Genomic DNA, 25866 nt, shown 5'->3' with positions numbered 1-25866 from the left:
GCCGGGCGGGCCGAACGGACGGCGGGCGGGCACCCCGGATGTGACCGCGCGCTGCAGTCGGCCCCTGAGCACGCTGGTCGGCCCGGGTGAGCGTGCGGTGCGGCGCGGCACCGCACCGGCCCGGGCGGCTCGGCGGCGCGTGCGGACGGGGCATTCGCCTGACAGGCGGCCACCGCTGCCCTACAGTGCTGCAGCGGAGGCCGTCGGGGGAGGGCTCATGGGGCGGGCGGGCAGTACGGGGAACTCGTTGCGCGGGACAGTCGTCCTGCTCTGCGCGCTCGTCGTCGTGGTGGGAAGTCCGTGGGTCGTGGACGCGTTGACCGCCGGATGGACGGACAACCGCGTACTGGAACTGCTGTACCGCGCGCTGTACGTACCCCGTTGGGACCTCACACCCGGGCCCGACCCCCAGTCCGCCACGATCGCCTGGAGCGGGAACGCCGGCTTCGTGGCCGTGATCCTCGGCATCGCGCTGCTGGTACCCCGGCTGGTCCGGCCCGCATCCGGGGCACGGGGCGCCCAGTGGGCCGCCGCGCTCGGCACCGGGGTGCTCATCGCCCTGCTCGCGGCGCTGCCCTCCTGGGCCCTCGTCCTGTGGGGCGACCCCGCCACGGCGCTCGCCTTCGGCCCGGACCCGTCAGCGGCCCTCGTCTACATCCTCGTGGACTCGCTCTGCTTCGGAGTCCTGCTCGGCCTCGTCGTGGCCGCCGTCTTCGCCGTAGCGGGCACCCCCGCGCCGGCCGGTCGCGGAGCGGCGGGCCGCACCCGCGAAAGGAAGAGGGGCATGACCTCACCCGACGGACCCGCCACCGCCCCGACCGGCAGCGCCCCGGGCGACGCCACCCGCTATCTGTGCGCGGCGGCCTACACCGACCCGGCGTTCGCCCGCCTCGTGGTCGAGGACGTACTGGCCGACGAACTGGCCGCCGTCGCGGTGTCGCCCGGCGTCGACCTGGTCCCGGTCGCCCGGCACTGCCTGGCCGCCCGCCGGCTGACGGCGCGCAGGGACCGGCGGCTGACACTGGCGTTCGGCCCGGTGCTGCTGTTCGCCCCGTTCTGGCTGCTGTTCGGCGCGTTGGCCCTCAAAGCCCTGGGCGCGGCGGCCCGGGTGCCGGGACGCTCCTTACGCGGCCGTGAACTGCCGGACTTCGGCCAGGCCGTGCGGCGGCTGGCGGTGACGGGCGCCGCCCTGCTCGCCACCGCCTTACCGATGGGCCTCGCCCTGTCCGCGCTCCCGCTGCCGGGGTTCCCGGCATGGCTGTTCGGCGGCTATCTCGGCGGCATACCGGCGCTGCTCGCCGTGCTCGTGGCGGGCGTGCTGGCCTTCCGCACGGTGGCCGCGGCGGAACGGGACGTCGACGCCCGGCTCCGCATGCTCCGCAGAGAGTCCTTCTCCCCGGACGCGGTGCCCCAGCCGCTGCCCGCCGAACCGTGGGCGCAGGCCCGGATCACGAAGCTGGCCGAGGCTCAGCACGGCAACGTCACCGTCTACAGCGGCTTCTCGCCGTTCATCGGCCACTCCGGGAAGGACTCCCACTGGGCCCTGTCGATCCCGCTGCTGCCCGCCCAGAGCCCGTCCGGCTCCAGGGCGGAGCGGGGCACCGTCACTCCCTTCGACGCCTGGGACGTGGTGGAGTGCCTGCGGTCCGGGCTGCGGAACGCGGCCGGACGGCACCCGGGCGAGCCCCTCCTGGACGGCCGGGGCCTGACGGGGCTGCGACTGGAGGACCGGGTACTCGTCAGCGGTACGCAGGTCGCGGCGAACGCCCTCCTCCTGCCCCACCCCGGACGGGCGCCCGCCACCCGTCTGCCCGCTCCCGAGGTCAGACGGATCGCCCTGAACCCGGAGGGCCCGGCCCGCCACCACCTGGCCGCCCATCTGCCGCTCTGGGGGGACGAGGTGGTGCCCAGCCAGTTCCTGCAGGTGGCCGTGTCCGGCAGGACGCTGCACCTGCGGTGCGACCGGCACATCCTCGGTCCGGTACGCCCCGACCTGCACGCCGTGGACTCACTGCCCGCGAGGCTCACCGACGAGCACCGGCGGGCGCTGGCGCTGACCGCCCTGCGGCGCACCGGCGCCGCGCTGTTCGCCGCACCCGCCTCCGCCCTGCGGTACGCCCGCTACGGCTCCCGCAGGACCCGCACCCTCGGGCGGGAGCGGAAGGCCGCCGCCCAGGACCCGGCCTTCGACCGCGGAGCCCGGCTCAGCATCCGCGAGGCCGCGCTCAGTCCGGCCTACCTCAACCACTTCCAGCGCGGCGACGCCGAGAGCGCGCTCGCCGCACTGGACCGGCACACCCTGGCGGCCGTACGGGAGTTCCTGGACGAACACGGCGTGGACACCGCCGACTTCCGTACCCAGACACAGACCATCCTCAACAACGGTGTCCTCCAGCAGGGCGGCGTGAGCGTGGTCGCCAACCAGGCCGTCGGCCAGGGTGCCCAGGCCACCACCCAGGTCGCGGCCGCACCGGCCGCCGACCGGACCCCCAGGCGATAGGAGGCCCCGATGTCCCAACCCAGCGCCGACGGTTCGCCGCCGTACCCGGACCACACCCAGCGGCCCCCCGGCGGGCCCGCGGTCAACCTGGGCGTCCAGCAGTACGGCGGGCACAGCCAGGTCGGCAACCAGGCAGTGGGGCCGGGGGCGCGGGCCGTCGCCGGCCAAATCGGCTTCCAGGCCCTCGCACCCGAGCAGCGCGAACGGGCCGCCGAGCTGATGGAGCTGATCGAGCTGCTGCTGGAGCGGCACCGGGCGGAACTCCCGGACCAGCGGACGCCGCGGGTGGAGCTGCGCCGGCTGCGCGAGGAACTCGACGAGGGCGCACCCGAACCCGGGGTGGTGCGGCGCGCTCTGGAGCGGCTGACCGCCTTCGTCCAGCCGGTGGCGCCGCTCGCCACGGCGGTCGGCGAACTCGCCCAGGTGGTGCAGTCGTTCTGAGGCGGGTGGCACGGGCGGCGCGTACCCGGCACGGCCCGCTCCGGTGGGAACGAGGACGGGTGGCGAGCGGGGCGTCTGCCGCCCGCGCCGCGCGAGCGGGGTGCCCGGTGTGCGCGGTCGCACGGCGGGCGAGGGTCGAGGGTGCGGCGGGGCGGCGCCGGCGCCCGGCGACGCCGGGTGGGGGCGCCGTTCGTGCCCGGACGGCCACGGCCACGGGGGAGTTCGCGCGGAACCTCCCCGGCCGGGCGGGACCTCCCCGGCCGGGTAGTTCTTCCCGGGCCGGGCGGGACCCACGCGGTACGCCCTACGGCCGCAGCACGGCCGCCCGGCACTGCGCGGGGGTCCCCCAGGCGTCCCGCAGCGGCCGTGCCTTGCGCAGCCAGAGCGCGAGGTCCAGCTCCTCGGTGTAGCCGATCGCGCCGTGCAGTTGGAGGGCCGTACGGGCGGCACCGTAGGCGGCTTCCCCGGCCGCGACCTTCGCCGCGGCGATGTCGGCGCGGGCCATGGAGACGGCGGCGCCGAGGACCAGCGGCCGGGCGAACTCGAGGGCGATCAGGGTGTCCGCCAGCCGGTGCTTCACCGCCTGGAACGAGCCGATCGGCACGCCGAACTGGGTGCGCCGCACGACGTGCTCCGCGGTCCGGTCCAGCAGCGCCAGCCCGGCGCCGAGGGCCTGGGCGGCGGTGGCGAGCCGGGCCCAGTCCGCGGCCCGGGCCGCCGCGGCCGCCACGCCGGGGCCGGCGGCCAGCACCTCACCGCCCTCCTCCGGTACGGCCAGCCTGCGGACCGGGTCCACCGACGCCCGGACCGGGCCGTGACCGGGTGCGATCCGCAGGGCCTGCGGGCGGGCCGCGCCCGGCCCCCGACGGGAAGCGTCCCCGCTCCCGCCGCTGTTGCCGTCTCCGTTCTCTACCCTCTCCCCGCCCCCGCCCCCGCCCCCGCCCACGTCCCGCCCCACGGCCCCGTCCCCGGCGTTGATGCCGCGCCCGCCACCGCCGTTGGCGTCTGCGCCACCGTCGTCGGCACCGTCTCCGGCACCCCCGCCGCCGGGCGGTCCGGGCCGGGGGCCGGGCACGGCGGCGTCCACCACCAGCACGCATGTCGCAGCGTCGGCGTCCAGGGCGTACGGGCCGGGACCCGGCAGCCGCAGGGTGGCCATGACCTCGCCCGCCGCGATGCCCGGCAGCAGCCGCTCGGCCGGTGCCGGCTCCTCCAGCGCCGTCAGCAGCGCCGCCGCCGCGACCGTCTCGACCAGCGGACCCGGTACCGCGTGACGCCCCAGCTCCACGAAGGCAAGGGCCAGTTCGGCCGGCAGCGGGCCGAGGCCGCCGCGGGACTCCGGTACCGCCAGCGCGAACACACCGGCCTCCGCAAGACGGGCCCACACGGCCCGGCCCGGTGCCGGGTCCCCGGCCGCCCAGGCGCGGGCCGCGGCCGGTGTGCCGGCGGCCGCCAGCATCGTGTGCAACGACCCGGTGAACGCCAGCTGTTCGTCGGTCGGCAGGAACCTCACGGGATGCCTCCCCCTCCCCGGCCGGTCACAAGGCCCGGCCGGTCACGCGGTCCTGCCGGTCACGCGGTCCGGCAGGCCGCCCCGGGGGCCGTCCGGCGCCCGGTGGGCCGCCCCGCCGCAGCCGCACCGCCGCGCCCGCGACCGCGCGGCACGCATCAGCGGCGCCCCTTCGGCAGGCCGAGCAGCCGCTCGGCGATGATGTCGCGTTGGATCTCGTTCGTGCCCGCGTAGATCGGTCCGGCCAGGGAGAAGACGTACCCCTCGGCCCAGCCGCCCGGCCCGTCCGCCCGTTCGCCCTCCGCGCCCAGCAGATCGAGCGCCGTCTCGTGCAGGGCGATGTCGTACTCGGACCAGAACACCTTGTTCAGGCTCGACTCCGCGCCGATCGCCGAGCCGTCCGCGAAGCGCGAGGCAGCCGCGCAGGTGAAGAGCTGGTACGCCCGCGCGCCGATCACCGCGTCCGCGACCCGGTCGCGCAGCGCGGTGTCCGACGGGTCGGCGCCGGCGCGCCACAGCCCCACCAGGCGCCGGGCCGCGGCCAGATAGCGGCCGGGGGAGCGGAGCATGAGACCGCGCTCGTTGCCCGTCGTCGACATGGCGATCCGCCAGCCCTGCCCCGGCTCGCCGATCACGTCCTCGTCGGGGACGAACACCTCGTCCAGGAACAGCTCGGCGAACGCGGGCTTCCCGTCCAGCCGCCGGATCGGCCGGACCGTGACCCCGGGAGCCCTCAGGTCGAACATCAGGTACGTCAGGCCCCGGTGCGGCCTGTCCGCGTCCGGCGCGGTGCGGAACAGGCCGAACGCCCGGTCCGCGAACGCCGCCCGCGACGACCACGTCTTCTGCCCGGACAGCAGCCAGCCGCCCGGCGTCCGGACCGCCCGGGAGCGCAGCGACGCGAGGTCCGAGCCGGCCTCCGGCTCGGACCAGGCCTGGGCCCAGATGACCTCGCCGCTCGCCATGGGCGGCAGGATCCGGGCCCGCTGCTCCTCGGTGCCGTGGTCGAACAGGGTCGGGGCCAGCAGGCCGATGCCGTTCTGGGACACCCGGCCGGGGGCGCCCGCCGCGTAGTACTCCTCCTCGAACACCAGCCACTGGAGGATGCCCGCGCCCCGGCCGCCGTACCGCTCCGGCCACGGCACCACCGACCAGCGATCGGCATGCAGCTCCGCCTCCCACGCGCGGTGCGCGGCGAAGCCCTCCGCGGTCTCCAGCGAGGGCGGCGGGGGGTCCGGGACGTGCGCCCGCAGCCAGGCGCGGGCCTCGGCGCGGAACGCGTCCTCGTCCGCCGTGTGCGTCAGGTCCATCAGCGCACCTCGGTTCCCTAACAAGTGTTTGGTAGGTTAACGTGCCGGTGTGACGGACAACAAGGCTCGGTACGTTCCGGGGCACGCGCTCCTCGCGGGCCGGACCGCCGTCGTCACCGCGGCGGCCGGGGCCGGGATCGGCGGGGCCACCGCCCGGCGCCTCCTGGAGGAGGGCGCACGGGTGCTCATCGGCGACGCGCACGCCCGCCGCCTGAAGGAGACGGAGGAGGCGCTCGCGGACGAGTTCGGTCCGGACGCCGTCGCCTCACTGGTCTGCGACGTCACCGACGAGACCCAGGTGCGGGCCCTCTTCGGCGAGGCGGCACGGCTGCACGGCGGCCCCGACGTCGTCGTCAACAACGCGGGGCTCGGCGGGACCGCCGCGCTGGTCGACATGTCCGACGACCAGTGGACCCGGGTCCTCGACGTCACCCTGAACGGCACCTTCCGCTGCACCCGGGCCGCGTTGCGCGCCTTCCGCGCCCACGGCCGTGGGGGCGTCATCGTCAACAACGCCTCCGTCCTCGGCTGGCGGGCCCAGGCCGGGCAGGCCCACTACGCGGCCGCCAAGGCCGGGGTGATGGCGCTCACCCGGTGCGCGGCCGTCGAGGCCGCGGAGTTCGGGGTCCGCGTCAACGCCGTGGCCCCCAGCCTCGCGATGCATCCGCACCTGGTGAGGACCACGTCCGCCGCACTGCTGCGGGACCTCACCGCCCGCGAGGCGTTCGGCCGGTGCGCCGAGCCCTGGGAGGTCGCCAATGTGATCGTCTTCCTCGCCAGCGGGTACTCCTCGTACATGACCGGCGAGACCGTGTCCGTCAGCTCCCAGCATCCCTGAGGGGCCCGGGGTGGACGGGAGGTCCGCGGTGCCCGGGGCGCCCGAGCCGTCCGGGGCGGAACGCGCGGCCGTCGGGCCGGGGCCGGGCCGGACGGCGGCGGGATCCGGCGTCGGGGCCGGGACCGGACCGGACGCCGGCGGGATCCGGCGCCGACGGGGCGTCCGCAGGCCGCTCCCGGCGGGACCAGAATGGACACGTGGCCACGACCAAGAAGAAGACCCAGGTGAGCGCTTCGCCCGATCGGCGCCGCGAACTGCTCGGCACGGCCGCCGAGGTGTTCGCCGCCCACGGCTACAACGCCACCACCGTCCGCAGGATCGCCGACGAGGCGGGGATGCTGGCGGGCAGCCTCTACTACCACTTCGACTCCAAGGAGTCGATCCTCGACGAGATCCTCTCCACCTTCCTGGACGAACTGTGGGCGGGGTACGACGCCGTCCTCGCCGCCGGACTCGGGCCGAGGGAGACCCTCGAGGCGCTCGTCACCGAGTCCTTCCGGGAGATCGACCGGCACCGTGCGGCCGTCGCCGTCTACCAGAAGGAGTCCCGGCACCTCTCGGCCCGCCCCCGTTTCCGCTACCTCGCCGACTCCCAGCAGAGGTTCGAGAAGGCGTGGCTCGGCACGCTGGAGCGCGGGGCCGCCTCGGGCGCCTTCCGGGACGACCTGGACGTCCGGCTCACCTACCGCTTCGTCCGCGACACGGTGTGGGTCGCGGCGTCCTGGTACCGGCCGGGCGGGCAGCACAGCCCCGAGGAGATCGCCCGGCAGTACCTGTCGATGGTCCTGGACGGCCTCGCCGTGCGGGACTGACCCGCGGATCCGTGGACTCCGGGGAGCGCCCCCGGAGCCCGCGGGCCGCCTGACCACCTGGAGCAGTCATGACCGAGGCGTTCATCGTCCAAGCGGTCCGCACCCCGGTCGGCCGGCGCGGGGGCGGCCTCGCCGCCGCGCACCCCGCCGACCTGGGCGCCCACGTCCTGCGGGCCCTGCTCGACCGCTCCGGAATCGACCCGGCGGCCGTGGACGACGTCGTCTTCGGCTGCCTCGACACGGTCGGCCCGCAGGCGGGCGACATCGCCCGGACGAGCTGGCTGGCCGCGGGGCTGCCCGAGGAGGTGCCCGGTGTCACCGTCGACCGCCAGTGCGGCTCGTCGCAGCAGGCCGTGCACTTCGCCGCGCAGGGCGTGCTGTCCGGCACCCAGGACCTCGTCGTCGCCGGCGGTGTCCAGAGCATGTCGCAGATCCCCATCGGCTTCGCCTCCCGGCAGGCGGCCGAGCCGCTGGGGCTGACCGAGGGCCCCTTCGCCGGCAGCGCGGGCTGGCGGGCCCGGTACGGCGACGCGCCCGTCGACCAGTTCCACGGCGCCGAGCTCATCGCCCGCAGGTGGGGCATATCCCGGCGCGAGATGGAGGAGTACGCCCTCGCCTCGCACCGGCGGGCCGTCCGCGCCGTCGACGAGGGCCGCTTCGCCCGGGAGACCGTCGCCTACGGCGGCGTCACCGTGGACGAGGGCCCGCGCCGCGACACCACCCTGGAGCGGATGGCCGCCCTGCCGCCCGTGGCCGAGGGCGGCACGATCACCGCCGCCTGCTCCTCCCAGGTGTCCGACGGCGCGGCGGCGATGCTGCTCGCCGGCGAACGCGCGGTACGGGTGCACGGGCTGACCCCGCGCGCCCGGGTGCACCACCTCTCGGTGCGGGGCGAGGACCCCGTACGGATGCTCTCCGCGCCGATCCCGGCGACCGCGCACGCACTGAAGAAGACCGGCCTCACCATCGGCGACATCGACCTCGTCGAGATCAACGAGGCGTTCGCCCCGGTGGTGCTGGCCTGGCTGAAGGAGACGGGCGCCGATCCGGCCCGCGTCAACGTCAACGGCGGCGCCATCGCCCTCGGGCACCCCCTGGGTGCCACCGGCGTCCGGCTGATGACGACGCTGCTGCACGAACTGGAGCGCACGGGAGGCCGGTTCGGGCTCCAGACGATGTGCGAGGGCGGCGGGCAGGCGAATGTGACGATCATCGAACGGGTGTAGGGGACGATCACCGAACGGGTACAGGGCTCGATCGGGCCGGGGCCCCGCGCGGGGCGGATCGCGGGCCGGAACCATACCGCTCCCCGGGCACCCGGGGCGGAACACGCCGCGCGCGCGAGCCGGGGCCCGCGGCGAAGCGTGCTACGTTGTGAGGGTTGCAGTTTGGTACCCATGAACTTTATGTGCGCCTGACGGGAATGGTCCGCAGGCGTTTTTATTGTTTTCACCGGCATCTCCGGATGGGGCCTCCTACCTGTTCAGGAGAATGACTATGGCCACCGGCACCGTGAAGTGGTTCAACTCGGAAAAGGGCTTCGGCTTCATCGCGCAGGACGGCGGCGGCGCCGACGTCTTCGCCCACTACTCCAACATCGCCACCCAGGGCTTCCGTGAGCTCCAGGAGGGCCAGAAGGTCACCTTCGACGTCACGCAGGGCCCGAAGGGCCCGCAGGCGGAGAACATCGTCCCCGCCTGACCCTCGGGACGCGTACCACGCGGCCGGGGCCCGCACCCTCGCGGTGCGGGCCCCGGCTTGTGCTGTGCCCAGCACCAGGAAGGCAATCCATGACTCGTTCCGCACGCCCCGCTCGCCCCGCCCGCGGGCGGCCGGCCGAGCGCACCGCGAAGCGGGCCCCGAAGAGGCCCGGCGGCGCCCGCCCCGCGACGGCCCCGCAGGACTTCACCGTCCCGGAGCCCCGTGTCCCCGCCCTGCCCGCCGTCGGGGCCTTCGAGGAGCTGACCGGCCTGCCGGCGGCGCTGCTGAAGGCCCTCGCCGCGCAGGGCGTGACGGCACCGTTCCCGATCCAGGCCGCGACGCTGCCGAACTCGCTCGCGGGCCGTGACCTCCTCGGGCGCGGGCGTACCGGTTCCGGCAAGACCCTCGCCTTCGGGCTGGCGCTGCTCGCCCGCACCGCCGGGCGCCGGGCGGAGCCGGGGGCGCCCCTCGGCCTGGTGCTCGTTCCCACGCGGGAGCTGGCCCAGCAGGTGACGGACGCCCTCACTCCCTACGCGACCGCGGTGAACCTGCGTCTGGCGACCGTCGTCGGAGGACTGTCGATCACCAAGCAGGCCACTGCCCTGCGGCGCGGCGCCGAGGTGCTCGTGGCGACCCCCGGACGGCTGCAGGACCTCGTCGAGCGCGGCGACTGCCGTCTCGGCGAAGTGGCGATCACGGTGCTGGACGAGGCCGACCAGATGGCCGACATGGGTTTCCTCCCGCAGGTCACCGCCCTGCTGAAGCAGGTGGACCCCGACGGGCAGCGCATGCTGTTCTCGGCCACCCTGGACCGGAACATCGACCGGCTGGTACGGGGCTTCCTGAGCGACCCCGTGGTGCACTCGGTGGACCCGTCCGCAGGCGCCGTCACCACCATGGAGCACCATGTGCTCCATGTCGCCGACGAGACGGACAAGAAGGCCGTCACCGTGCGGATAGCGGCCCGGGACGGCCGCGTCATCCTCTTCCTCGACACCAAGCGTTCGGTGGACCGCCTGGTCAAGCGGCTGCTGGCCAGCGGCGTACGAGCGGCGGGCCTGCACGGCGGCCGGAGCCAGCCGCAGCGCAACCGCACCCTCGACCAGTTCAAGAACGGCCAGGTCAGCGCGCTGGTGGCCACCAATGTCGCAGCCCGTGGCATCCACGTGGACGATCTGGACCTGGTCGTGAACGTCGATCCGCCGACGGACCACAAGGACTATCTGCACCGAGGGGGCCGGACCGCGCGGGCGGGCGAGTCGGGCAGCGTCGTGACCCTGGTCCTGCCGGACCAGAAGCGTGAAATGACCCGGCTGATGTCGGACGCCGGCATCTCCCCGCGCACCGTCGCGGTCAGGTCCAGCGACGAGGAACTGGCCCGGCTGACCGGAGCCCGGGAACCGTCCGGTGTGGCGGTGACGGTAGAGGCGCCCCCCGCTCCGCAGCCGCCCGCCGCGAAGTCCCGGCCGAAGCGCAGGCGCCCGCGGGGCGGCGGCGGCCGTGCCGACGTCGTCGGCGAGGGCACCGGCGGGCGTCCCGGGGGCGGACGCGGTGACGGCGGACGCGGCGACGGCGGGCGCGCCGAGGCCGGTGGCCGGCGGCGGGGCGCCGCCGATACCGGACGGCCCGGCCGCAAGCAGGGCGGCGGATCAGCCGACTCCGGGCGTGCCGGAACCGGGCGATCGGCCCGCGGCGGTGCCGGACGCGGCGACACCGGACGTACCGGGGACACCCGACGCACCGGCGACACCGGACGTGCCGGGGACGGCGCACGGCAGAAGCACGGACGCGGCGCGGACCGGCCGCAGGGCGGGCCGAGGGGCGGCACGAGGGGCGGCAGGGCCGCGACACGTTAGCGGCGGTGCGGGGCCTGCGCAGCCATGGCTCCGTGCGGCCGTTCGAGGGGCGGCGAGCCACCCGGGACCGTGCCGGGTCGGCCGCCGCAGCGCGCCCCCGCCGGGTCCCCGATGCCCTCCGTTCCCCGATGTCCTGCGTGGTGCGGGCCGGCCTCGAAGCCGGGCCGGGAGGCGGTCCGGCGGGCTGTCAGGCGGGGTCGGCGGCCACGGCGATCGTGCACAGTCTCTTGGTGGCACGCGTCAGGGCGACGTACAGGTCCCGCTCGCCGCCGGGGCGGGCCGCGACGATCTCCTCCGGGCCGACGACCACGCTCGCGTCGAACTCCAGGCCCCGGGCCTCGGAAGCCGGCACGAGACGTGCCCACCGTTCGACACCCGCGGACGCCAGGTCCCCGACCAGGGCGTCCGCGCAGATCACGGCCCGCAGTTCGTCCGGATGTGCCGCCGACTGAGCCCGGAGTTCCTCGACCACGGCGTCGGCGAGTGTCCGCGGGCACGCGGTGAGGCTGCGGGGGGCATCGCCGTGGCGGATCGACCGGCTCGGCGTCTGACCGGGGGCGATCCGCGCGAGCAGGCCGTGGGTGGTCGTCAGGATCTCCCGGGTCGTGCGATATCCGACGGTCAGGGTGTGCAGGGCGAACCGGCTGCCGAGATGCGGGCCCAGCGCCTGGGACCAGTCGCTCGCCGTCGTCACGGGGCCCGCCTGGGCGAAGTCGCCCACCAGCGTCATCGACCTGGCCGGACAGCGGCGCATCACCATCCGCCACTGCATGGCGGTGAGCTCCTGGGCCTCGTCCACGACGATGTGCCCGAACGTCGCCTCCGGAGGCCCGTCGACCAGCTCCGCCGCCTCGTCCAGCAGCGGTACGTCGGCATCGGTCCACGACTCCGGGGCATCAGGGGAACGCGTCAATCGGGCGCGTTCGTCACTGGTGAACGACGGCAGACACCCGGCGGCCGTGTGAGGGTCCGTCAGCAGGGCGCTGACGACCGCTTCCGGTGTCAGCCGCGGCCAGAGCGACTCCACCGCGCGCTCGACGTGGGCGTCGGCCACGAGGCCGTCGCGGACCGCGTCCGCGTCGAACATCCCGGCCGGGTCCGCGGCAGGCCCGCCGTCGAAGCCGAGAGCCCGCAGGTCGGCCTCGGCCGCGGCATCGAGATCCATGCCCGTGCTCTCGGCGACCTCGGCGTCGATGTGCGCCAGGGCCTCGACGGCGCCGCGCCGCAGCGCGGCCACGACAGCGTCGATCAGCTGGTCCTTGAACACCTTCCGCGCCCGGTTGTGCGCCAGGCCGCTCGCCACCGCGGCCTCCCGCGCCGCGGCGACGTCCGTGCCGTTCAGGCGGACCCGCTCCTGCCCCACACGCACCACGAGCCCTCCGCCGGGTGCCTGCCGGGAGCGCACCAGCCCCGCCAGCGCCCCGGCCAGCGCGGAACGCCCTTTGAGGCGCGCGACATCGGACGGCTCCACCGCCGCGGGCACCACCCCGGTCAGTTCCCCGCACGTCGTCAGGACCACGTCGTTCTCGCCGAGCGAGGGGAGCACCCGGGAGACGTAGTCGAGGAAGCGCGCGTTCGGCCCGAGCACCAGCACACCGCGCCCAGCGGCGTTCGGTGACGCGTACAGCACGTACGCCGCGCGGTGCAGGGCGACGACGGTCTTGCCGGTGCCGGGGCCGCCCTGCACCACCGTCACCCCCTGGTGCGGAGACCGGACGATCGCGTCCTGCTCCGCCTGCAGCGTCGCCACCGCCGCACGCATCCGCCCCGTGCGCCGCGCCTCCAGCGCCTCCGCCAGCGGTCCGTCGCCGACGATGTCGCCGGCGACGGGTGCGGAACCGTCCAACAGTTCGTCGCTCACCGCGCGTACCCGGCGGTCCTCGACGCGCAGATGACGGCGTCGGCGCAGCCCCATCGGGTGGACGGCCGTGGCGGCGTAGAAGGGCCGCGCCGCCTCGGCTCGCCAGTCGACGAGCAGCGGCAGGTCCTGCCCGCCCGTGCGCAGGCCGAGCCGTCCGATGCGCAGGACGGTGCCGTCGGCGCCGTCGATCCGGCCGAATACCAGCCCTTCCTCGGCACCCTCCAGCAGGCGAAGCCGCCGCGCCAGACGCTCCGCTGCGACTTCGCGCGCGTACACCTCGCCGGGGCCGTCGGCGGGCGACCTGAGCACGTCCGCCAGTTGGGCCCGTACCTCCGTCAGCCGCTCGTCCAGCAACCCGTACACGGCGGTCACCTGGGCCTGCTCCCTCTCGACTTGCTGCACGGCATCCGCATTGAACTGCGACAACGGCGGTTCTCCTCCCGGCTCGGCCCTCCACTATGCGGGCAAGTCGCCTGGAAGGTAAGGCTTGACTTACTTGTCCGGGTCGGCCGCCCGGGCGCCCTTCCGGGGTACGTCCGAGGCCGGGCGCTCCGCCCCGGGGCCGTGGTGCGATGGCCGTCCCGGCCCGGACGGGGACACCGGCCGGGCCCGCGCGGGGCGTTCCGGTCCGGGGGCCCGCGCGGCGGGCCGGAGGCGGCAAGCGGGGCCACTGCGCACACCGCCCGGCCCGGGGGCACTGCGCACACCGCCCGGCCCGGGTGGCTCAGCCCGTGGTCCCCAGGCGCAGCCCCCGCAGCGCCCCCTCCGCCTCCGCCATCACCCGGCCCACCAGTTCCGCGCAGCTCGGCAGGTCCTCGATCACGCCCGCGACCTGGCCGGACGCCATCACGCCGAGATCGGTGCGGCCCTCGACCATCGCCGCCCGCAGCAGCATCGGGGTGTTGGCGGCGAGCAGCACCTGGCTCCACGAGAGGTCCCTGCCGTGCCGCAGCGCCAGGCCGTCGCGGGCCATCTCCCGCCAGGACTGCCCGGAGATCCTCCGGAAGCCCGCCGCCCTGCGCAGCGCGTGGAGCAGCGCACGGGTGCGGCCCGCCCGTTCCAGGGTCTCGACCAGGTCGGACCGCAGCATCCGGTGCGGCAGGCCGTCGACGGCGGTGGTGACGGTGACGTCCCTGACGGACGCCGCCAGATAGCGGGCCTTCACCGCGTCCGGCACGGTCGAGTCGGACGTGAGCAGGAAGCGGGTGCCCATGGCGATGCCCGCGGCCCCGTACGCGAGCGCCGCCACCAGACCGCGCCCGTCGTGGAAACCGCCCGCCGCGACCACGGGGATGTCCACCGCGTCCACCACCTGCGGCAGCAGCACGGTCGTCGCCACGTCCCCCGTGTGCCCGCCGCCCTCGCCGCCCTGCACGATCACCGCGTCCGCGCCCCAGGCGGCGACCTTCTCGGCGTGGCGCCGGGCACCGACGGAGGGGATCACGACCACGCCCGCGTCCTTGAGCTCCGCGACCAGCTCCCGGGACGGGGCCAGGGCGAACGACGCCACCCGTACGCCCTCGTCCACGATGATCCGCACCCGCTCCCGGGCGTCCCCGGCGTCCGCCCGCATATTGACCCCGAACGGAGCGTCCGTGCGGCCCTTCACCTCGCGTACCGCCCGCCGCAGCCCGGCGGGCGTCATCGTGGCGGACGCCAGGATGCCCAGGGCCCCGGCGTTCGCGGCCGCCGAGACCAGCCGGGGACCGGCCACCCACCCCATGCCGGTCTGGACGACGGGGTGCCGCACCCCGGTGAGCTCGGTGAGCGCCGTCCTCATCGGGCCCCGATCCCGCGATCGCGCCGGCCGTCCGGGTCGAGCACCTCGCGGACGAGCCGCAGCTCCTCGGCCGTGGGTTCGCGGGTGTACGGGACGGGCCCGCCGCCGGGGACGGCGAGCGGAAAGCCGGTGGCCTCCCGGACCTGCTCCACGGTGACCCCGGGGTGCAGGGAGGCCAGCCGCATCGAGCGGTCCGGCGTCTCGAAGTCGAGGACGCCCAGGTCCGTCACGACACGCGGGACGCGGTGGAAGCGCGCCCCCCGGGCCCGGTCGTACCCGACGCCGCTGACCATGTCGACCTTCTCGACGAAGACCCGGGCAGAGTGCCGGGGGACCCAGTAACTCACCGGATGGTTGAGCGTGTTGACCGGCGCCCCGCGCACCCCGAGCAGCTGGCGCGCCGGCCGGGCCCAGTCGCCGATGCAGGAGATGTTCTGGTTGCCGTGGCGGTCGAGCTGGCTCGCGCCCATCATCACGTGCCGTCTGCCGCCGGTGACCATGGTGAGATGGCGGCGGTACGGAAGCCAGCCCTCCACCTCGCCGCCGGGACCGACGAGCAGCGCCTCGCCGTCGGTGAGCAGCAGATCGGGGGAGAAGGTGCACCGGGCGAGCCGGGCCCCGAGCGAGGGGATCAGCCCCATGGGGCTCGCCAGGACCTCCCCGGCGCCGCGCCACGCCTCGGCGCAGGCGATCACGCAGTACTCGGACCGGGACGGCGCCGGGAGCGGGGGCCGGGCGGCGGTCACCGCTGCCCCTCGTGCCAGGCCCGCACGGCGCGGCTGTAGGCGTGCTCGTCGGGACCGGACAGGAAGCGCCCGGCGAACTCGGCCCAGGGCGTGGTCGCGTACATCCGCTGGAACGGCTCGTCACGGGCGTGGTCGGGGGCGCAGGAGGTGAAGTGCGCCCCGCCCGGGGCCTCGACGACGCCGGAGACGCTGTGCCGTCCGACCAGCAGGGTCTGCGGGGCGGCGCCCTCGGCCAGCCCGCCCGTCTCCACCAGCCGCTCGCACGACAGGTACGCCTCGTCGGCCGCCTCGCAGAAGAGGTCGTCGAAGTAGGGGTCCGGCCCCAGGTACTGGCCGTTGCCGAGGCGGTCGGCGCGGTTGAGGTGGACGAGGGCGGCGTCCAGGCGCAGCGCGGGGGCGGCGACGAACTCCTCGCCGTCGTCGTACGGTGAACGGACCGTGCGCAGCTCCGGGTTGACCCGCATGACGTCCGAGCCGAGGCCGGCCCGCACGGGCATGAAGGGGAGCCGGTTGGCGGCGGCGTGCAGCCCCCACATGAACATCGCCTCGTCCAGCTCCGTCATCGCGATCGTCCCCGCCTCGCGCGCCGCCCGGAAGTGGGGCTCCAGCGGGACCGAGTCGAGTGTCGCGAACGGCGCGACGAGCCTGCGCACCCGCCCCGCCGCGCACAGCATCCCCACGTCCGGGCCGCCGTAGGAGACCACGGTCAGATCGGTGACCCCGGACCGCAGCACCGCCCGCACCAGCGCCATCGGCTTGCGCCGCGAGCCCCAGCCGCCGATGCCGAGGGTCATGCCGCTGCGCAGCCGTCCCGCGACGTCGTCGGCGGTCATCGTCTTGTCCACCACGGGTCATGCCTCCTTGCCGAAGGTGTCCCGGACGCGGCCCGCGGTCCCGGCGAGGTTCGCCTCGAAGGTGAAGCCCTGCTCGTACCGGTAGCTGCGGTGCACGTCCACGGGGTCGATGCCGTTGATGGCGGCCTTGGCCAGCCGGAGGAGACGGCCGTCCTTGGCGGCGATCTCGCGCGCCAGCTCCAGGGCCGCGGCGCGGAGCCCGTCGCGCGGGACGACCCGCCACACCGAGCCGTGGGCGTGCAGTTCGGCGGCCGTCACGGTGCGGGAGGTGTAGTACAGGGTCCGCATCAGATGCTGGGGGACGAGCCGGGCGAGGTGGGTGGCGGCGCCGAGGGCCCCGCGGTCCAGTTCCGGCAGCCCGAAGGAGGCGTCGTCGGAGGCCACGACGGCGTCGGCGTTCCCGACGAGCCCGATCCCGCCGCCCAGGCAGAAGCCCTGCACGGCGGCGACGACCGGCACCTCGCACGCGTAGACCGCGCCGAAGGCCTCGTGGCAGCCCCGGTTGGCGCCGATCAGGGCCTCGTGCCCGGGATCGCGCTGCAACTCCTTGATGTCGACACCGGCGTTGAAGCCCCGCCCCTCGGCGGCCAGGACGACGCAGCGGGTACCCGGATCCCGGCCCGCGCGGCGCACCGCGTCGGCGAGCTCGTACCAGGCCTGGACGGGAAGGGCGTTGACGGGCGGGAAGTCCACCGTCACGACGGACACCCCCCGCTCCGGGTTCGCGGTGGAGACACCCATCAGCGGATCAGCTACCTTTCCACCAAACGTTTGTTAGGTGACTGTTCGTCAGGAAGGTAGCAGCCGATGGAGCTGGACGGGAGGGTCGCCGTCGTCACCGGCGGAACCCGCGGCGTCGGCGCGGGCATCGCACGGGCGTTCCTGGCGGCCGGGGCGGACGTCGTCGTCTGCGCCCGCAGGCCACCGGACGCGCCCGTCGTGTCGGCCGGCCGCACGGCCCGGTTCCTGCCCGTCGACCTGCGGGACCCGGCGGCCGTCGAAAACCTCTTCGCCCGGGTCGCCCACCGCCACGGCCGGCTCGACGTCCTGGTCAACAACGCCGGAGGCGCGCCGTACCGGCTGCTGCGGGACGGCGGCCCCGCCCGGCACGCACGGGTGCTGGAACTGAACCTGACGGCACCGCTGACCGCCTCGCTCGCTGCCCACGGCCTGCTGCGCGCCGCGCGCGGGTGCGTCGTGATGGTCGGCAGCGTCAGCGGCACCAGGCCGTCACCCGGAACGGCCGCCTACGGGGCTGCCAAGGCGGGACTGGAGAGCCTCGCGCGGACCATGGCGGTGGAGTGGGCGCCCGAGGTGCGGGTGAACACGATCGTGCCCGGCATGGTCCGCACGGAACTGTCGCACCTCCACTACGGCGACGAGCACGGCATCGCCGCGGTGGGTCGCACCGTGCCGCTGGGCCGCATCGCGGAGCCGGACGAGATCGGGGACGCGGCGGTGTTCCTCGCGTCCGGGCGGGCCGCCTACATCAGCGGGGCGTCGCTGCTGGTCCACGGGGGAGGGGAGCGCCCCGCGTACCTCGGCGCCGCGACGGCGGAGCGGGCCGCGGCGGCCGAGGGGGCTGTGGCCGACCGGGGCGCGACGGCCGACCGGGGCGGGGCGGCCGAAGGGGTGGTGGCCGACCGGGCCGCGACGGAGGCTCCCCCGGTGCGCCGGCCGGCGCACCCACGGGCTCCCATGGGCTCCCACGGGCATCACCGATCGCAAGGAGGGCCGAGATGAGCGCATATGCCGGGATCTGCCGGGGCCGGGTCGTGGCGGTGACGGGTGCGGGCCGGGGGCTGGGACGCGCCCATGCGCTGGCGTTCGCGGCGGAGGGCGCACGGGTCGTGGTCAACGATCTGGGCGTCGGGCCGGACGGTACGCCCGGCGGGGACGGCCCGGCCGGTCTCGTCGTCGAGGAGATCCGCGCCCGAGGCGGCGAGGCGGTGGCCCACTCCGGCGACGTGGCCTCGTCCGAGGGGGCCGCCTCGCTGGTGGCGACGGCGCTCGGCGCCTTCGGGCGGCTCGACACGCTCGTCGGCAACGCGGGCTTCCTGCGCGACCGGATGCTGGTCAACCTCGACGAGGACGACTGGGACGCGGTGGTGCGGGTCCATCTGAAGGGGCACTTCCTGCCGCTGAAGCACGCGGCGGCGCACTGGCGGGCCGAGACGCGGGCGGGACGGCGGCCCGAGGCCCGCGTCGTCACCACGTCCAGCGGCGCCGGTCTGCTGGGTTCGGTCGGGCAGGCCAACTACAGCGCGGCCAAGGCCGGTGTGGTGGGCCTGACCCTCGTCGCCGCGGCGGAGCTGTCCCGCTACGGCGTGCAGGTGAACGCGATCGCCCCGGCCGCCCGGACGCGCATGACGGAGCGGACCTTCGCCGAGGCGATGGCGGCGCCGCGGGATCCGGGGGCCTTCGACGCGATGGCGCCGGAGAACGTGTCGCCGCTGGTGGTGTGGCTGGGCTCGGCGGCGTCGCAGGGCGTGACCGGCCGGGTCTTCGAGGTGGAGGCGGGCCGCATCACGGTGATGGAGGGCTGGCGCCGGGGCCCCACGGCCGACCGGGGGGCCCGCTGGACCCCCGCGGAGGCGGGGGAGGCGGCCCGGAAGCTCCTGGCGGAGGGAGCGGGGCCGCTGCCGGTGTACGGGGCGGGGTAACCGGTCCTCTGCGGCCCTGCGGCCCTGCGGCCCTGCTGCCGCCTGGTGCCCGCGCGGCCTGGTGCCCCGGCGGCCCGGGGCCCCCGGTCCCGCGGCCACCCGTCACCGCGACCTCGGCACCGTCGCCTCCAGCCGCCGGCGCACCCGCTCGTCCGCCACGTACTCCACGGCCTGGTCGGCGGTGGAGTACGCGTAGCCGCCCGGGTCCTCGCTCTCCAGGATGCGGGCCAGCGCGGCGATCGCCCGGTCGTCCTGACGCATCGCCAGGCCCCGCGCGGCCTCCGCCTCGATGTCGGGTACGGCGTCGTCCAGGCGGGCGGCGAGGGCGTCCCGGATCGCCGGGGTGTCCTCGTCCAGATCGGCCAGGACCGTCGTCGCCCAGTCCCTGACCCCGTCGTCCGGGTCCCCGGTGAGCCCGATGACCGCCGCCACCCCGTCCGGGCGGTGCGCGGGCAGCAGCCCGTGCAGCGCCACGGCCACCGTGAAGCGCACCTCGGTATCCGGGTGCCCGGCATGCCGGAGGATCTCCGTCACCCCGGCCGGGTCGGCCTGCTGCCCGAGCGCCGCCACCGCCGCCCGGACCACCTCGGGGTCGCGGGCCTCCCGCGACAGCTCCCGCAGCAACGGCACCGCCCTGGCCGGCATCCCGTCGTCCGTCAGGCCCGCCAGCACCTCGGCCGCGAGCATCTGCCGCAGCGGGTCCTCCGTCCCGCACCACGCGGCCGCCGCGCGGAAGACGTCCTCGCCGCCGCGGCGCTGGAGGGCCGCCACGGCCTCGGTCCAGTCGTCCCGGTCCGGGTCCCCGTGGCGCAGGGCGCGCTCGGCCAGGACGTCCGCGGGAGTTCCCAGTCCCAGCGCCTCCTCGAGCAGCGTCGCCACGGCCGCGTGCCCGGTCTGCTGCTCGGCTCCGGTGACCCGGCCGCCGTCGTGGTGCAGCTCGACGACCACGGTGACCCCGCCGTCCTCCGCCACCCGCCGCGAGACGGTCTCCACACGGGTCGCGCAGTCGTCCCCGTGCTCCGCGCGGTGCCCCTCGGCCAGGGTGCGGCGCAGCTCCTCCTCGACGTCGACGCCGAGCCAGCGCCGTGCCTCCGTCAGCGCGTCCTCCTTCGCCCCCGCGCCGTGCCGCAGCAGCGCCGCACAGCGGCAGCTCCGCCCCGTCGGCACCGCTCGCCCGGTCGGGGTCGGCGCCCGCCGCCAGCAGCAGACGCACCATGACCGGCCGGTCCTGGGCAGCGGCGACGTACAGCGCGGTCTGGCCGTCCCCGTCGGCGGCCTCGGCCGGGACCCCCGCTCTCAGCGCCCGCACCACCGCGTCGGCGTCGCCGCCGTACAGCCCCTCGAAGAGTTCTTCGGCCGGGTCCGGAACCGGTCCGGCGGCGCCCTCGGTCTCCTCGGTGCTCATAGACAGAACCCTACGAAAAGCCCCCTCAGGTGTCGCATTCGAGGATCGTCCGGCACAGCCCGCACCGAGCCCGCACCCGGCCCCGTACCGGCACCCGGATCCGCTGGTGGCAGGTGGGGCAGGGGAACGACACCCGCAGCCCGCCGCCCGGCGCGTACTCGAAGGCGTACGGCGAGCCGTGCCCCGGCCGTGCCGAGCCCGGATGGTCCACGGCGTACCGCCGGTCCTTGGCGTAGCGGCGCCGCCCGTTCCACCCCGCCGCCGAGAGCGGCGGCTGCCTGCCGTCCCGCAGCGCCCGGTCCCGGCCCTTGGTGTACGCGGTGTAGCCCTGCGGGCTGGTGAACCAGACCGACGGGTCCTCGCCGAAGACCAGGGCCCGTTTGGCCAGCACGTAACCGAATTCCTCCGGGGTCAGATAGCCCAGTTTCTGGCTGGAAACCTTGTCCTCGCGGAAGGCGTCGAGCAGCAGCCAGCCCGCCCCGAGATACGTCGTCACCGTGTCCGTGAGGATCTCGTTGTCCCGCTGCCCGTGGAACTCCAGCCCGAGCCGGTGCAGCAGCACATGCGTGATCTCGTGCGCGAGGGCCGCTCCGATGTCGCGGCGGTGGCGGCGGAACCGGTCGTTCAGTTCGATGAAGTACTCCGGGCCCGCGGTGAGTTCGACGCTCGCGGCATGGTGCATCTCCCGGAAGCTCACGATCATCCGGGCATCCGGCAGCCGTAGCTGACGGACCAGCGCACGGGCCACCCGCTGCGCCCCCAGGTGGAGGTCCTCGCCGTCGGCGAAGGCGACGTCGGCGGGCGCGACGCTGCTTCCGTACGCGCGCACGCCGTCGTACGAGAGCCGTCTGTGCAGCGCCGTGATCGCGGCCCGCACCGTGTCGAGATGCGGGAAGCCGTGCACGACCTCGCTGCCGTTCGCCACGCCCGAACCCCCTGTGGGTGATTCTCCCGGCCGGTCCGCCACCGGCCGGGAGGGACGGCCGGACCCTCCCGACTCTACGGCGCGCGGACGTGCCCCGACGGTTGTCCACGGCGCCGTCGAGGGGCCGCATCTGGCCGAAAAGTGCTCCTTGTGGGGCTGATGGGGCGCTCCCCATAATCCGACCACGCTTTGACGGGCTCATGTCACTACCCATGGCGCGGGCCCGTTTCGCGCACACGCGCCAACCCCCCACGAAAGAAGGCAGACCTTGAACACGTTCGTGCGTGCCCTCAAGAGATGCGCGGCAGCCTGTGCCGTCGTCCTCGCGGCCGTCAGCCTCCAGCCCGCCTCCGCGTCCGCCGCCGCCCCGCCCGTCGTCGGCGGAACCCGCGCCGCCCAGGGCGAGTTCCCCTTCATGGTCCGGCTCTCCATGGGCTGCGGCGGCTCCCTGCTCACCCAGCAGATCGTCCTCACCGCCGCCCACTGCGTCGGCGCCTCCGGCAACAACACCAGCATCACCGCCACCGCCGGTGTCGTGGACCTCCAGAGTTCCAGCGCCATCAAGGTCAGGTCCACCAAGGTCCTCCGGGCACCCGGCTACAACGGCAACGGCAAGGACTGGGCACTGATCAAGCTCGCCCAGCCCATCAACCTGCCGACCCTGAACATCGCCGAGACCACCGCGTACAACAACGGCACCTTCACCGTCGCGGGCTGGGGCGCGGCCCGCGAAGGCGGCTCCCAGCAGCGCTACCTGCTCAAGGCACAGGTCCCGTTCGTCTCCGACGCCTCCTGCAAGCAGTCCTACCCGAGCCTGATCGCCAACGAGGAGATCTGCGCGGGCTTCCCCCAGGGCGGCGTCGACACCTGCCAGGGTGACTCCGGCGGCCCCATGTTCCGCCGCGACAACGCCGGCGCCTGGATCCAGGTCGGCATCGTCAGCTGGGGCCAGGGCTGCGCCCGGCCCAACTACCCCGGCGTCTACACCGAGGTGTCCACCTTCGCCTCCGCGATCAAGTCCGCCGCGGCGACGCTGTAACCCCGCCGGGCGCCCCTCGCGGCGCACCGGCAGCGCACGCAAGCCGTGAACGCGGCGGGGAGGCCACCGCAGGCGCACATCCTCCCCGTCGCGCTCCGGCGCCCGTACCCTTCCGCGGGCGCCGGAGCACACCGGCTCCCGCGCCACCCCGCGGCGCGCGCGCACCTCGCAGGAGGGGCGAACTTCGCGGGACGGGCGCCACCCCGCATGACGGGCGAACTCCGCGGGACGGGCGAACTCCGCAGGAGGGGCGCCACCCCGCGGGGCGCGCGCCACTCCGCGGGACGGGCGCCACCCTGCCCTCGGGGACGGAGCGCCACTCCGCGGGGCGCGCCCCGCGCGGCCGCACCGCCCCGGCGCCCGGAGCCACCGCATCCCGGATCCCGAGCGCCCCGACCGCCACCCCACCGGCCGACGTAAGCTCCCACCCCATGACCACCAGCGAGACGAGCGGCACCGACGACTCCGTCCTGGCCGAGCTCACCAGGCTGCGCGAAAGCATCGACAACATCGACGCGGCCGTCGTCCACATGCTCGCCGAGCGCTTCAAGTGCACCCAGCAGGTCGGCCACCTCAAGGCCGAACACCACCTCCCGCCCGCCGACCCGGCCCGCGAGGCCCGCCAGATCGCCCGGCTGAGGCAGCTCGCCGAAAGCGCCAAACTCGACCCCGGCTTCGCCGAGAAACTGCTGAACTTCGTCATCGCCGAGGTCATCCGCCACCACGAGCGGATCGCCGACGCACCCGGCACCACCGGCAAAGGCTGATCAATCCGGATACCCCCGTGTACGGGACCGGGGCCATCGGGCAGCATGGCCCCCATGCCCGTACTCACGCACGACGAAGCGCAGACCCGAGCCCGGCTGCTGGACGTCCGCCACTACTCGGTCGAACTCGACCTCACCACCGGCGAGACCTTCGCGTCGCGCACCGTGATCGGGTTCACGGCCCGCGCCGACGGCGACACCTTCGTCGAGCTCAAGCCCGCCACCCTGCGCTCCGCCACCCTCGACGGACGGCACCTCGACCCCGAGCGGCTCGACGGCAACCGGCTGCCGCTCACCGGACTCACCGAGGGCGAGCACGAGCTGCGCATCGACGCCACCATGCACTACTCCCGCACCGGCGAGGGCATGCACCGCTTCACCGACCCCGCGGACGGCGAGACCTACGTCTACACCCAGCTCTTCCTGGACGACGTGCAACGCGTCTTCGCCGCCTTCGACCAGCCCGACCTCAAGGCGGTCTTCGCGCTGTCGGTGACCGCGCCCGAGGGCTGGACCGTCCTCGCCAACGGCGTCACCACCCACCACGGCGACGGCCGCTGGACCGCCGCCCCCACCCCCCGCATCCCCACCTACCTCGTCGCCGTCGCCGCCGGACCCTGGCACTCCGTACGCACCGAACACCGCGGCCTGCCCTTCGGCATCCACTGCCGCCGCTCCCTCGCCCCCCACCTCGACGAGGACGCCGACGAAATCCTCGACATCACCCGGCAGTGCTACGACCGCTACCACGAGAAGTTCGAGGAGCCCTACCCCTTCGACTCCTACGACCAGGCCTTCGTACCCGAGTTCAACGCCGGCGCCATGGAGAACCCCGGCCTCGTCACCTTCCGCGACGAGTTCGTCTACCGCTCCGCCGTCACCGACACCGAACGCCAGACCCGCGCCATGGTCATCGCCCACGAGATGGCCCACATGTGGTTCGGCGACCTGGTGACCCTCCGCTGGTGGGACGACATCTGGCTGAACGAGTCCTTCGCCGAGTACATGGGCTACCAGACCCTCACCGAGGCCACCCGCTTCACCGACACCTGGACCGACTTCGCCATCGGCCGCAAGTCCTGGGGCTACGACGCCGACCAGCGCCCCTCCACCCACCCCGTCGCCCCCGACTCGGACAAGGTCCCCGACACCGCCTCCGCGCTGCTCAACTTCGACGGAATCTCCTACGCCAAGGGCGCGTCCGCGCTCCGCCAGCTCGTCGCCTGGCTCGGCGAGAAGGACTTCCTCGCCGGCATCAACATCCACTTCGCCCGCCACCGCTTCGGCAACGCCACCCTCGCCGACTTCATCGACTCCCTCGCCGAGGCCACCGACCGCGACGTGCACACCTGGGCCGCCGCCTGGCTGCGCACCACCGGCGTCGACACCCTCACCCCGCGGATCACCGCGGAAGCCGGCACCTGGCGCCTCGACATCGACCGGGACGGCAGCCGCCCGCACCGCATAGCGGTCGGCACCTACGACCGCGACCCCGTCGACGGCCGCGCGCTCGTCCTGCGCGAACGCTTCGAGACCGACGTCCCCCAGGACCCGGGCGGCACCGTCCGCACCGGCCGCCGCCCCGACCTCGTCGTCCTCAACGACGGCGACCTCGGCTACGCCAAGATCCGGCTCGACGCCCACTCCGCGGAACCGGCGCTGCGCGGCCTCTCCGGCATCCCCGACCCGCTCACCCGCGCCGTCGTCTGGAACAGCCTCCGCGACACGGTCCGCGACGGCCTGCTCGAACCCGCCGCCTACCTGGAGACCGCCCGCGCCCACCTCCCGCACGAGCACGACCTCGCCATCGTCCAGGGCGTCCTCGCGTTCGCCCGCACCCAGATCGCCGACCGCTACCTCGCCCCCGGGGACCGCCCCGCCGCGCTCGCCCTGCTCACCGACCTCACCCGCGACCTCATCCGCCGCACCGAGGACGGCAGCCACCCCGGCCTGCGCCTCACCGCCGTACGCCACTTCATCGACGCCGCCGCGCACCCCAACGGGCTCCACGACTGGCTCGCCGACGGCAGCGTGCCCGGCGGACCCACCCTCGACGCCGAGCTGCGCTGGCGGGTCCTCGGCCGGCTCGCCGTCCTCGGCGCGACCGGGGACGCCGAGATCGCGGCGGAACTCGACCGCGACCCCAGCGCCACCGGGCAGGAGGGCGCGGCCCGCTGCCGAGCCGCGCTGCCCATCCCGGAGGCCAAGGCGGCGGCGTGGTCCCGGCTCTTCGAGACCGACGACCTGTCCAACTACCTCTTCGCCGCCACCGCGCAGGGCTTCTGGCAGCCCGAACAGGCCGAACTCGTCCGCGCGTACGTGCCGCGGTTCTACCCCGCGGCCGTCGCCCTCGCGGACCGGCGCGGACCCGCGATCGCGGAGGCGGCCGGACGCCACGCCTTCCCGCTGCACGCCGTGGACGCGGAGACGCTCCGCCTCGGTGAGGAGTGCCTGCGCGACACGGCGATGATCCCCCTCATGCGGCGGAAGCTGGTGGACCAGCTCGACGACCTGCGCCGGGCACTGCGGGTACGCGGCGCATAGGGAGCCGGCCCGGGCGCCGCCCCCGCTGGCGGCGGCGCGGGGGCTCCCGGTGGCCGGCGTTCACGTGGCCTGGGTCCGTGTGGCCTGGGCCCACGTGGCCTGTACCCGTGTGGCCTGGGTCCAGGTGCCCTGGGCCCATGTGCCCTGGGCACACGTGCCTTCAGTCCAGGCGCTCTCGGCCCCGTTGCCTGTACCCATGCGCCTCGTGCCCATCCCGCTCTTGCCCCTGTGGCCGGCGGCCATGTGGCCTGGGCCCACGTGGCCTGTACCCGTGTGGCCTGTACCCGTGTGGCCTGGGCCCACGTGCCCTGTGC

General features: G+C 75.1%; 21 protein-coding genes and 1 pseudogene. 12 read left to right on the top strand and 10 right to left on the bottom strand.

Annotated features, from left to right (window positions below; all coding sequences use genetic code 11):
• The first annotated feature begins 247 nt into the window (after positions 1 to 247).
• Positions 248 to 2500, top strand: coding sequence for a hypothetical protein (locus DDW44_RS03370; RefSeq protein WP_108905482.1), 2253 nt, complete (start codon positions 248 to 250; stop codon positions 2498 to 2500).
• Positions 2501 to 2509: 9 nt separating this feature from the next.
• Positions 2510 to 2941 carry a DUF5955 family protein gene (locus DDW44_RS03365; protein ID WP_108905481.1) on the top strand — a complete coding sequence of 144 codons (432 nt, stop codon included), beginning with the start codon at positions 2510 to 2512 and terminating at the stop codon, positions 2939 to 2941.
• Positions 2942 to 3245: 304 nt separating this feature from the next.
• On the opposite strand, the gene DDW44_RS03360 is transcribed toward DDW44_RS03365, so the two are convergent.
• Complete coding sequence (locus DDW44_RS03360) at positions 3246 to 4454, bottom strand: acyl-CoA dehydrogenase family protein (protein WP_108905480.1); 1209 nt, start codon at positions 4452 to 4454, stop codon at positions 3246 to 3248.
• 155 nt (positions 4455 to 4609) lie between these two features.
• Complete coding sequence (locus DDW44_RS03355; protein ID WP_018890317.1) at positions 4610 to 5761, bottom strand: acyl-CoA dehydrogenase family protein; 1152 nt, start codon at positions 5759 to 5761, stop codon at positions 4610 to 4612.
• A gap of 49 nt (positions 5762 to 5810) precedes the next feature.
• On the opposite strand from DDW44_RS03355, the gene DDW44_RS03350 reads away from it, so the two are divergent.
• The 5 genes from DDW44_RS03350 to DDW44_RS03330 all read left to right on the top strand — a co-directional run bounded on the left by DDW44_RS03350 (position 5811) and on the right by DDW44_RS03330 (position 10968).
• Positions 5811 to 6599: an SDR family oxidoreductase gene (locus DDW44_RS03350; protein ID WP_108905479.1), complete on the top strand. Its 789-nt coding sequence runs from the start codon at positions 5811 to 5813 to the stop codon at positions 6597 to 6599.
• 197 nt (positions 6600 to 6796) lie between these two features.
• On the top strand, positions 6797 to 7411 hold the full coding sequence (locus DDW44_RS03345; protein WP_018890315.1) for a TetR/AcrR family transcriptional regulator: 615 nt from the start codon (positions 6797 to 6799) through the stop codon (positions 7409 to 7411).
• Between the two features lie 68 nt (positions 7412 to 7479).
• Entirely contained in the window at positions 7480 to 8637 is a 1158-nt protein-coding gene (locus DDW44_RS03340; RefSeq protein ID WP_108905478.1) for an acetyl-CoA C-acetyltransferase, read from the top strand.
• A 271-nt stretch (positions 8638 to 8908) separates the two neighbouring features.
• Positions 8909 to 9112, top strand: a complete 204-nt coding sequence (locus DDW44_RS03335; protein WP_017947512.1) for a cold-shock protein — start codon at positions 8909 to 8911, stop codon at positions 9110 to 9112.
• Positions 9113 to 9201: 89 nt separating this feature from the next.
• The gene (locus tag DDW44_RS03330) at positions 9202 to 10968 is read left to right on the top strand and encodes a DEAD/DEAH box helicase (protein WP_108905477.1); all 1767 of its coding nucleotides are present in this window, start codon (positions 9202 to 9204) and stop codon (positions 10966 to 10968) included.
• A 187-nt stretch (positions 10969 to 11155) separates the two neighbouring features.
• Here DDW44_RS03330 and DDW44_RS03325 read toward each other — a convergent pair whose 3' ends face one another.
• From DDW44_RS03325 to DDW44_RS03305, 5 genes are all read right to left on the bottom strand, one after another.
• The gene (locus DDW44_RS03325) at positions 11156 to 13255 is read right to left on the bottom strand and encodes a HelD family protein (protein ID WP_108905476.1); all 2100 of its coding nucleotides are present in this window, start codon (positions 13253 to 13255) and stop codon (positions 11156 to 11158) included.
• A 298-nt stretch (positions 13256 to 13553) separates the two neighbouring features.
• Positions 13554 to 14609: an NAD(P)H-dependent flavin oxidoreductase gene (locus tag DDW44_RS03320; RefSeq protein WP_108905475.1), complete on the bottom strand. Its 1056-nt coding sequence runs from the start codon at positions 14607 to 14609 to the stop codon at positions 13554 to 13556.
• Complete coding sequence (locus DDW44_RS03315; protein WP_108905474.1) at positions 14606 to 15355, bottom strand: CoA-transferase subunit beta; 750 nt, start codon at positions 15353 to 15355, stop codon at positions 14606 to 14608. The genes DDW44_RS03320 and DDW44_RS03315 overlap by 4 nt, the downstream gene beginning before the upstream one ends.
• Positions 15352 to 16203: a CoA transferase subunit A gene (locus tag DDW44_RS03310; RefSeq protein ID WP_027731594.1), complete on the bottom strand. Its 852-nt coding sequence runs from the start codon at positions 16201 to 16203 to the stop codon at positions 15352 to 15354. Before DDW44_RS03310 ends, DDW44_RS03315 begins: the two co-directional genes overlap by 4 nt.
• Positions 16204 to 16206: 3 nt before the next feature.
• The gene (locus DDW44_RS03305) at positions 16207 to 16950 is read right to left on the bottom strand and encodes an enoyl-CoA hydratase family protein (RefSeq protein ID WP_017947518.1); all 744 of its coding nucleotides are present in this window, start codon (positions 16948 to 16950) and stop codon (positions 16207 to 16209) included.
• A 66-nt stretch (positions 16951 to 17016) separates the two neighbouring features.
• On the opposite strand from DDW44_RS03305, the gene DDW44_RS03300 reads away from it, so the two are divergent.
• Positions 17017 to 17952, top strand: a complete 936-nt coding sequence (locus DDW44_RS03300) for an SDR family oxidoreductase (protein WP_108905473.1) — start codon at positions 17017 to 17019, stop codon at positions 17950 to 17952.
• Positions 17949 to 18872 carry an SDR family oxidoreductase gene (locus DDW44_RS03295; protein WP_018890307.1) on the top strand — a complete coding sequence of 308 codons (924 nt, stop codon included), beginning with the start codon at positions 17949 to 17951 and terminating at the stop codon, positions 18870 to 18872. The genes DDW44_RS03300 and DDW44_RS03295 overlap by 4 nt, the downstream gene beginning before the upstream one ends.
• Before the next feature lie 102 nt (positions 18873 to 18974).
• Here the strand turns inward: DDW44_RS03295 and DDW44_RS33140 are convergent, their stop codons facing one another.
• The 3 genes and pseudogenes from DDW44_RS33140 to DDW44_RS03285 all read right to left on the bottom strand — a co-directional run bounded on the left by DDW44_RS33140 (position 18975) and on the right by DDW44_RS03285 (position 21202).
• Positions 18975 to 20039 (bottom strand): HEAT repeat domain-containing protein, encoded by a 1065-nt coding sequence (locus DDW44_RS33140; RefSeq protein WP_279634795.1) that lies wholly within the window; start codon positions 20037 to 20039, stop codon positions 18975 to 18977.
• Positions 20040 to 20088: 49 nt separating this feature from the next.
• A pseudogene (locus tag DDW44_RS33305) lies at positions 20089 to 20277 on the bottom strand (hypothetical protein); the annotation flags it as partial.
• A gap of 25 nt (positions 20278 to 20302) precedes the next feature.
• Positions 20303 to 21202 carry a hypothetical protein gene (locus tag DDW44_RS03285; protein ID WP_108905472.1) on the bottom strand — a complete coding sequence of 300 codons (900 nt, stop codon included), beginning with the start codon at positions 21200 to 21202 and terminating at the stop codon, positions 20303 to 20305.
• A gap of 268 nt (positions 21203 to 21470) precedes the next feature.
• On the opposite strand from DDW44_RS03285, the gene DDW44_RS03280 reads away from it, so the two are divergent.
• The 3 genes from DDW44_RS03280 to pepN all read left to right on the top strand — a co-directional run bounded on the left by DDW44_RS03280 (position 21471) and on the right by pepN (position 25552).
• Entirely contained in the window at positions 21471 to 22241 is a 771-nt protein-coding gene (locus DDW44_RS03280) for a S1 family peptidase (RefSeq protein WP_017947523.1), read from the top strand.
• A 431-nt stretch (positions 22242 to 22672) separates the two neighbouring features.
• Positions 22673 to 23008 carry a chorismate mutase gene (locus DDW44_RS03275; RefSeq protein WP_017947524.1) on the top strand — a complete coding sequence of 112 codons (336 nt, stop codon included), beginning with the start codon at positions 22673 to 22675 and terminating at the stop codon, positions 23006 to 23008.
• 45 nt (positions 23009 to 23053) lie between these two features.
• Complete coding sequence (gene pepN, locus DDW44_RS03270; protein WP_108905471.1) at positions 23054 to 25552, top strand: aminopeptidase N; 2499 nt, start codon at positions 23054 to 23056, stop codon at positions 25550 to 25552.
• The last annotated feature ends 314 nt before the right edge of the window (positions 25553 to 25866 follow it).

The sequence above is a fragment of the Streptomyces tirandamycinicus genome, assembly GCF_003097515.1.
Taxonomy (GTDB): Bacteria; Actinomycetota; Actinomycetes; order Streptomycetales; family Streptomycetaceae; genus Streptomyces; species Streptomyces tirandamycinicus.
This window is presented reverse-complemented; position numbering and strand designations above follow the sequence as displayed.

Coding starts and splice junctions, on each gene's coding strand:
- DDW44_RS03355 (WP_018890317.1), bottom strand. CDS start 5,761: ATGGACCTGACGCACACGGCGGACGAGGACGCGTTCCGCGCCGAGGCC.
- DDW44_RS03295 (WP_018890307.1), top strand. CDS start 17,949: ATGAGCGCATATGCCGGGATCTGCCGGGGCCGGGTCGTGGCGGTGACG.
- DDW44_RS03275 (WP_017947524.1), top strand. CDS start 22,673: ATGACCACCAGCGAGACGAGCGGCACCGACGACTCCGTCCTGGCCGAG.
- DDW44_RS03335 (WP_017947512.1), top strand. CDS start 8,909: ATGGCCACCGGCACCGTGAAGTGGTTCAACTCGGAAAAGGGCTTCGGC.
- DDW44_RS03340 (WP_108905478.1), top strand. CDS start 7,480: ATGACCGAGGCGTTCATCGTCCAAGCGGTCCGCACCCCGGTCGGCCGG.
- DDW44_RS03320 (WP_108905475.1), bottom strand. CDS start 14,609: ATGAGGACGGCGCTCACCGAGCTCACCGGGGTGCGGCACCCCGTCGTC.
- DDW44_RS03305 (WP_017947518.1), bottom strand. CDS start 16,950: ATGGGTGTCTCCACCGCGAACCCGGAGCGGGGGGTGTCCGTCGTGACG.
- pepN (WP_108905471.1), top strand. CDS start 23,054: ATGGCCCCCATGCCCGTACTCACGCACGACGAAGCGCAGACCCGAGCC.
- DDW44_RS03330 (WP_108905477.1), top strand. CDS start 9,202: ATGACTCGTTCCGCACGCCCCGCTCGCCCCGCCCGCGGGCGGCCGGCC.
- DDW44_RS03300 (WP_108905473.1), top strand. CDS start 17,017: ATGGAGCTGGACGGGAGGGTCGCCGTCGTCACCGGCGGAACCCGCGGC.
- DDW44_RS03365 (WP_108905481.1), top strand. CDS start 2,510: ATGTCCCAACCCAGCGCCGACGGTTCGCCGCCGTACCCGGACCACACC.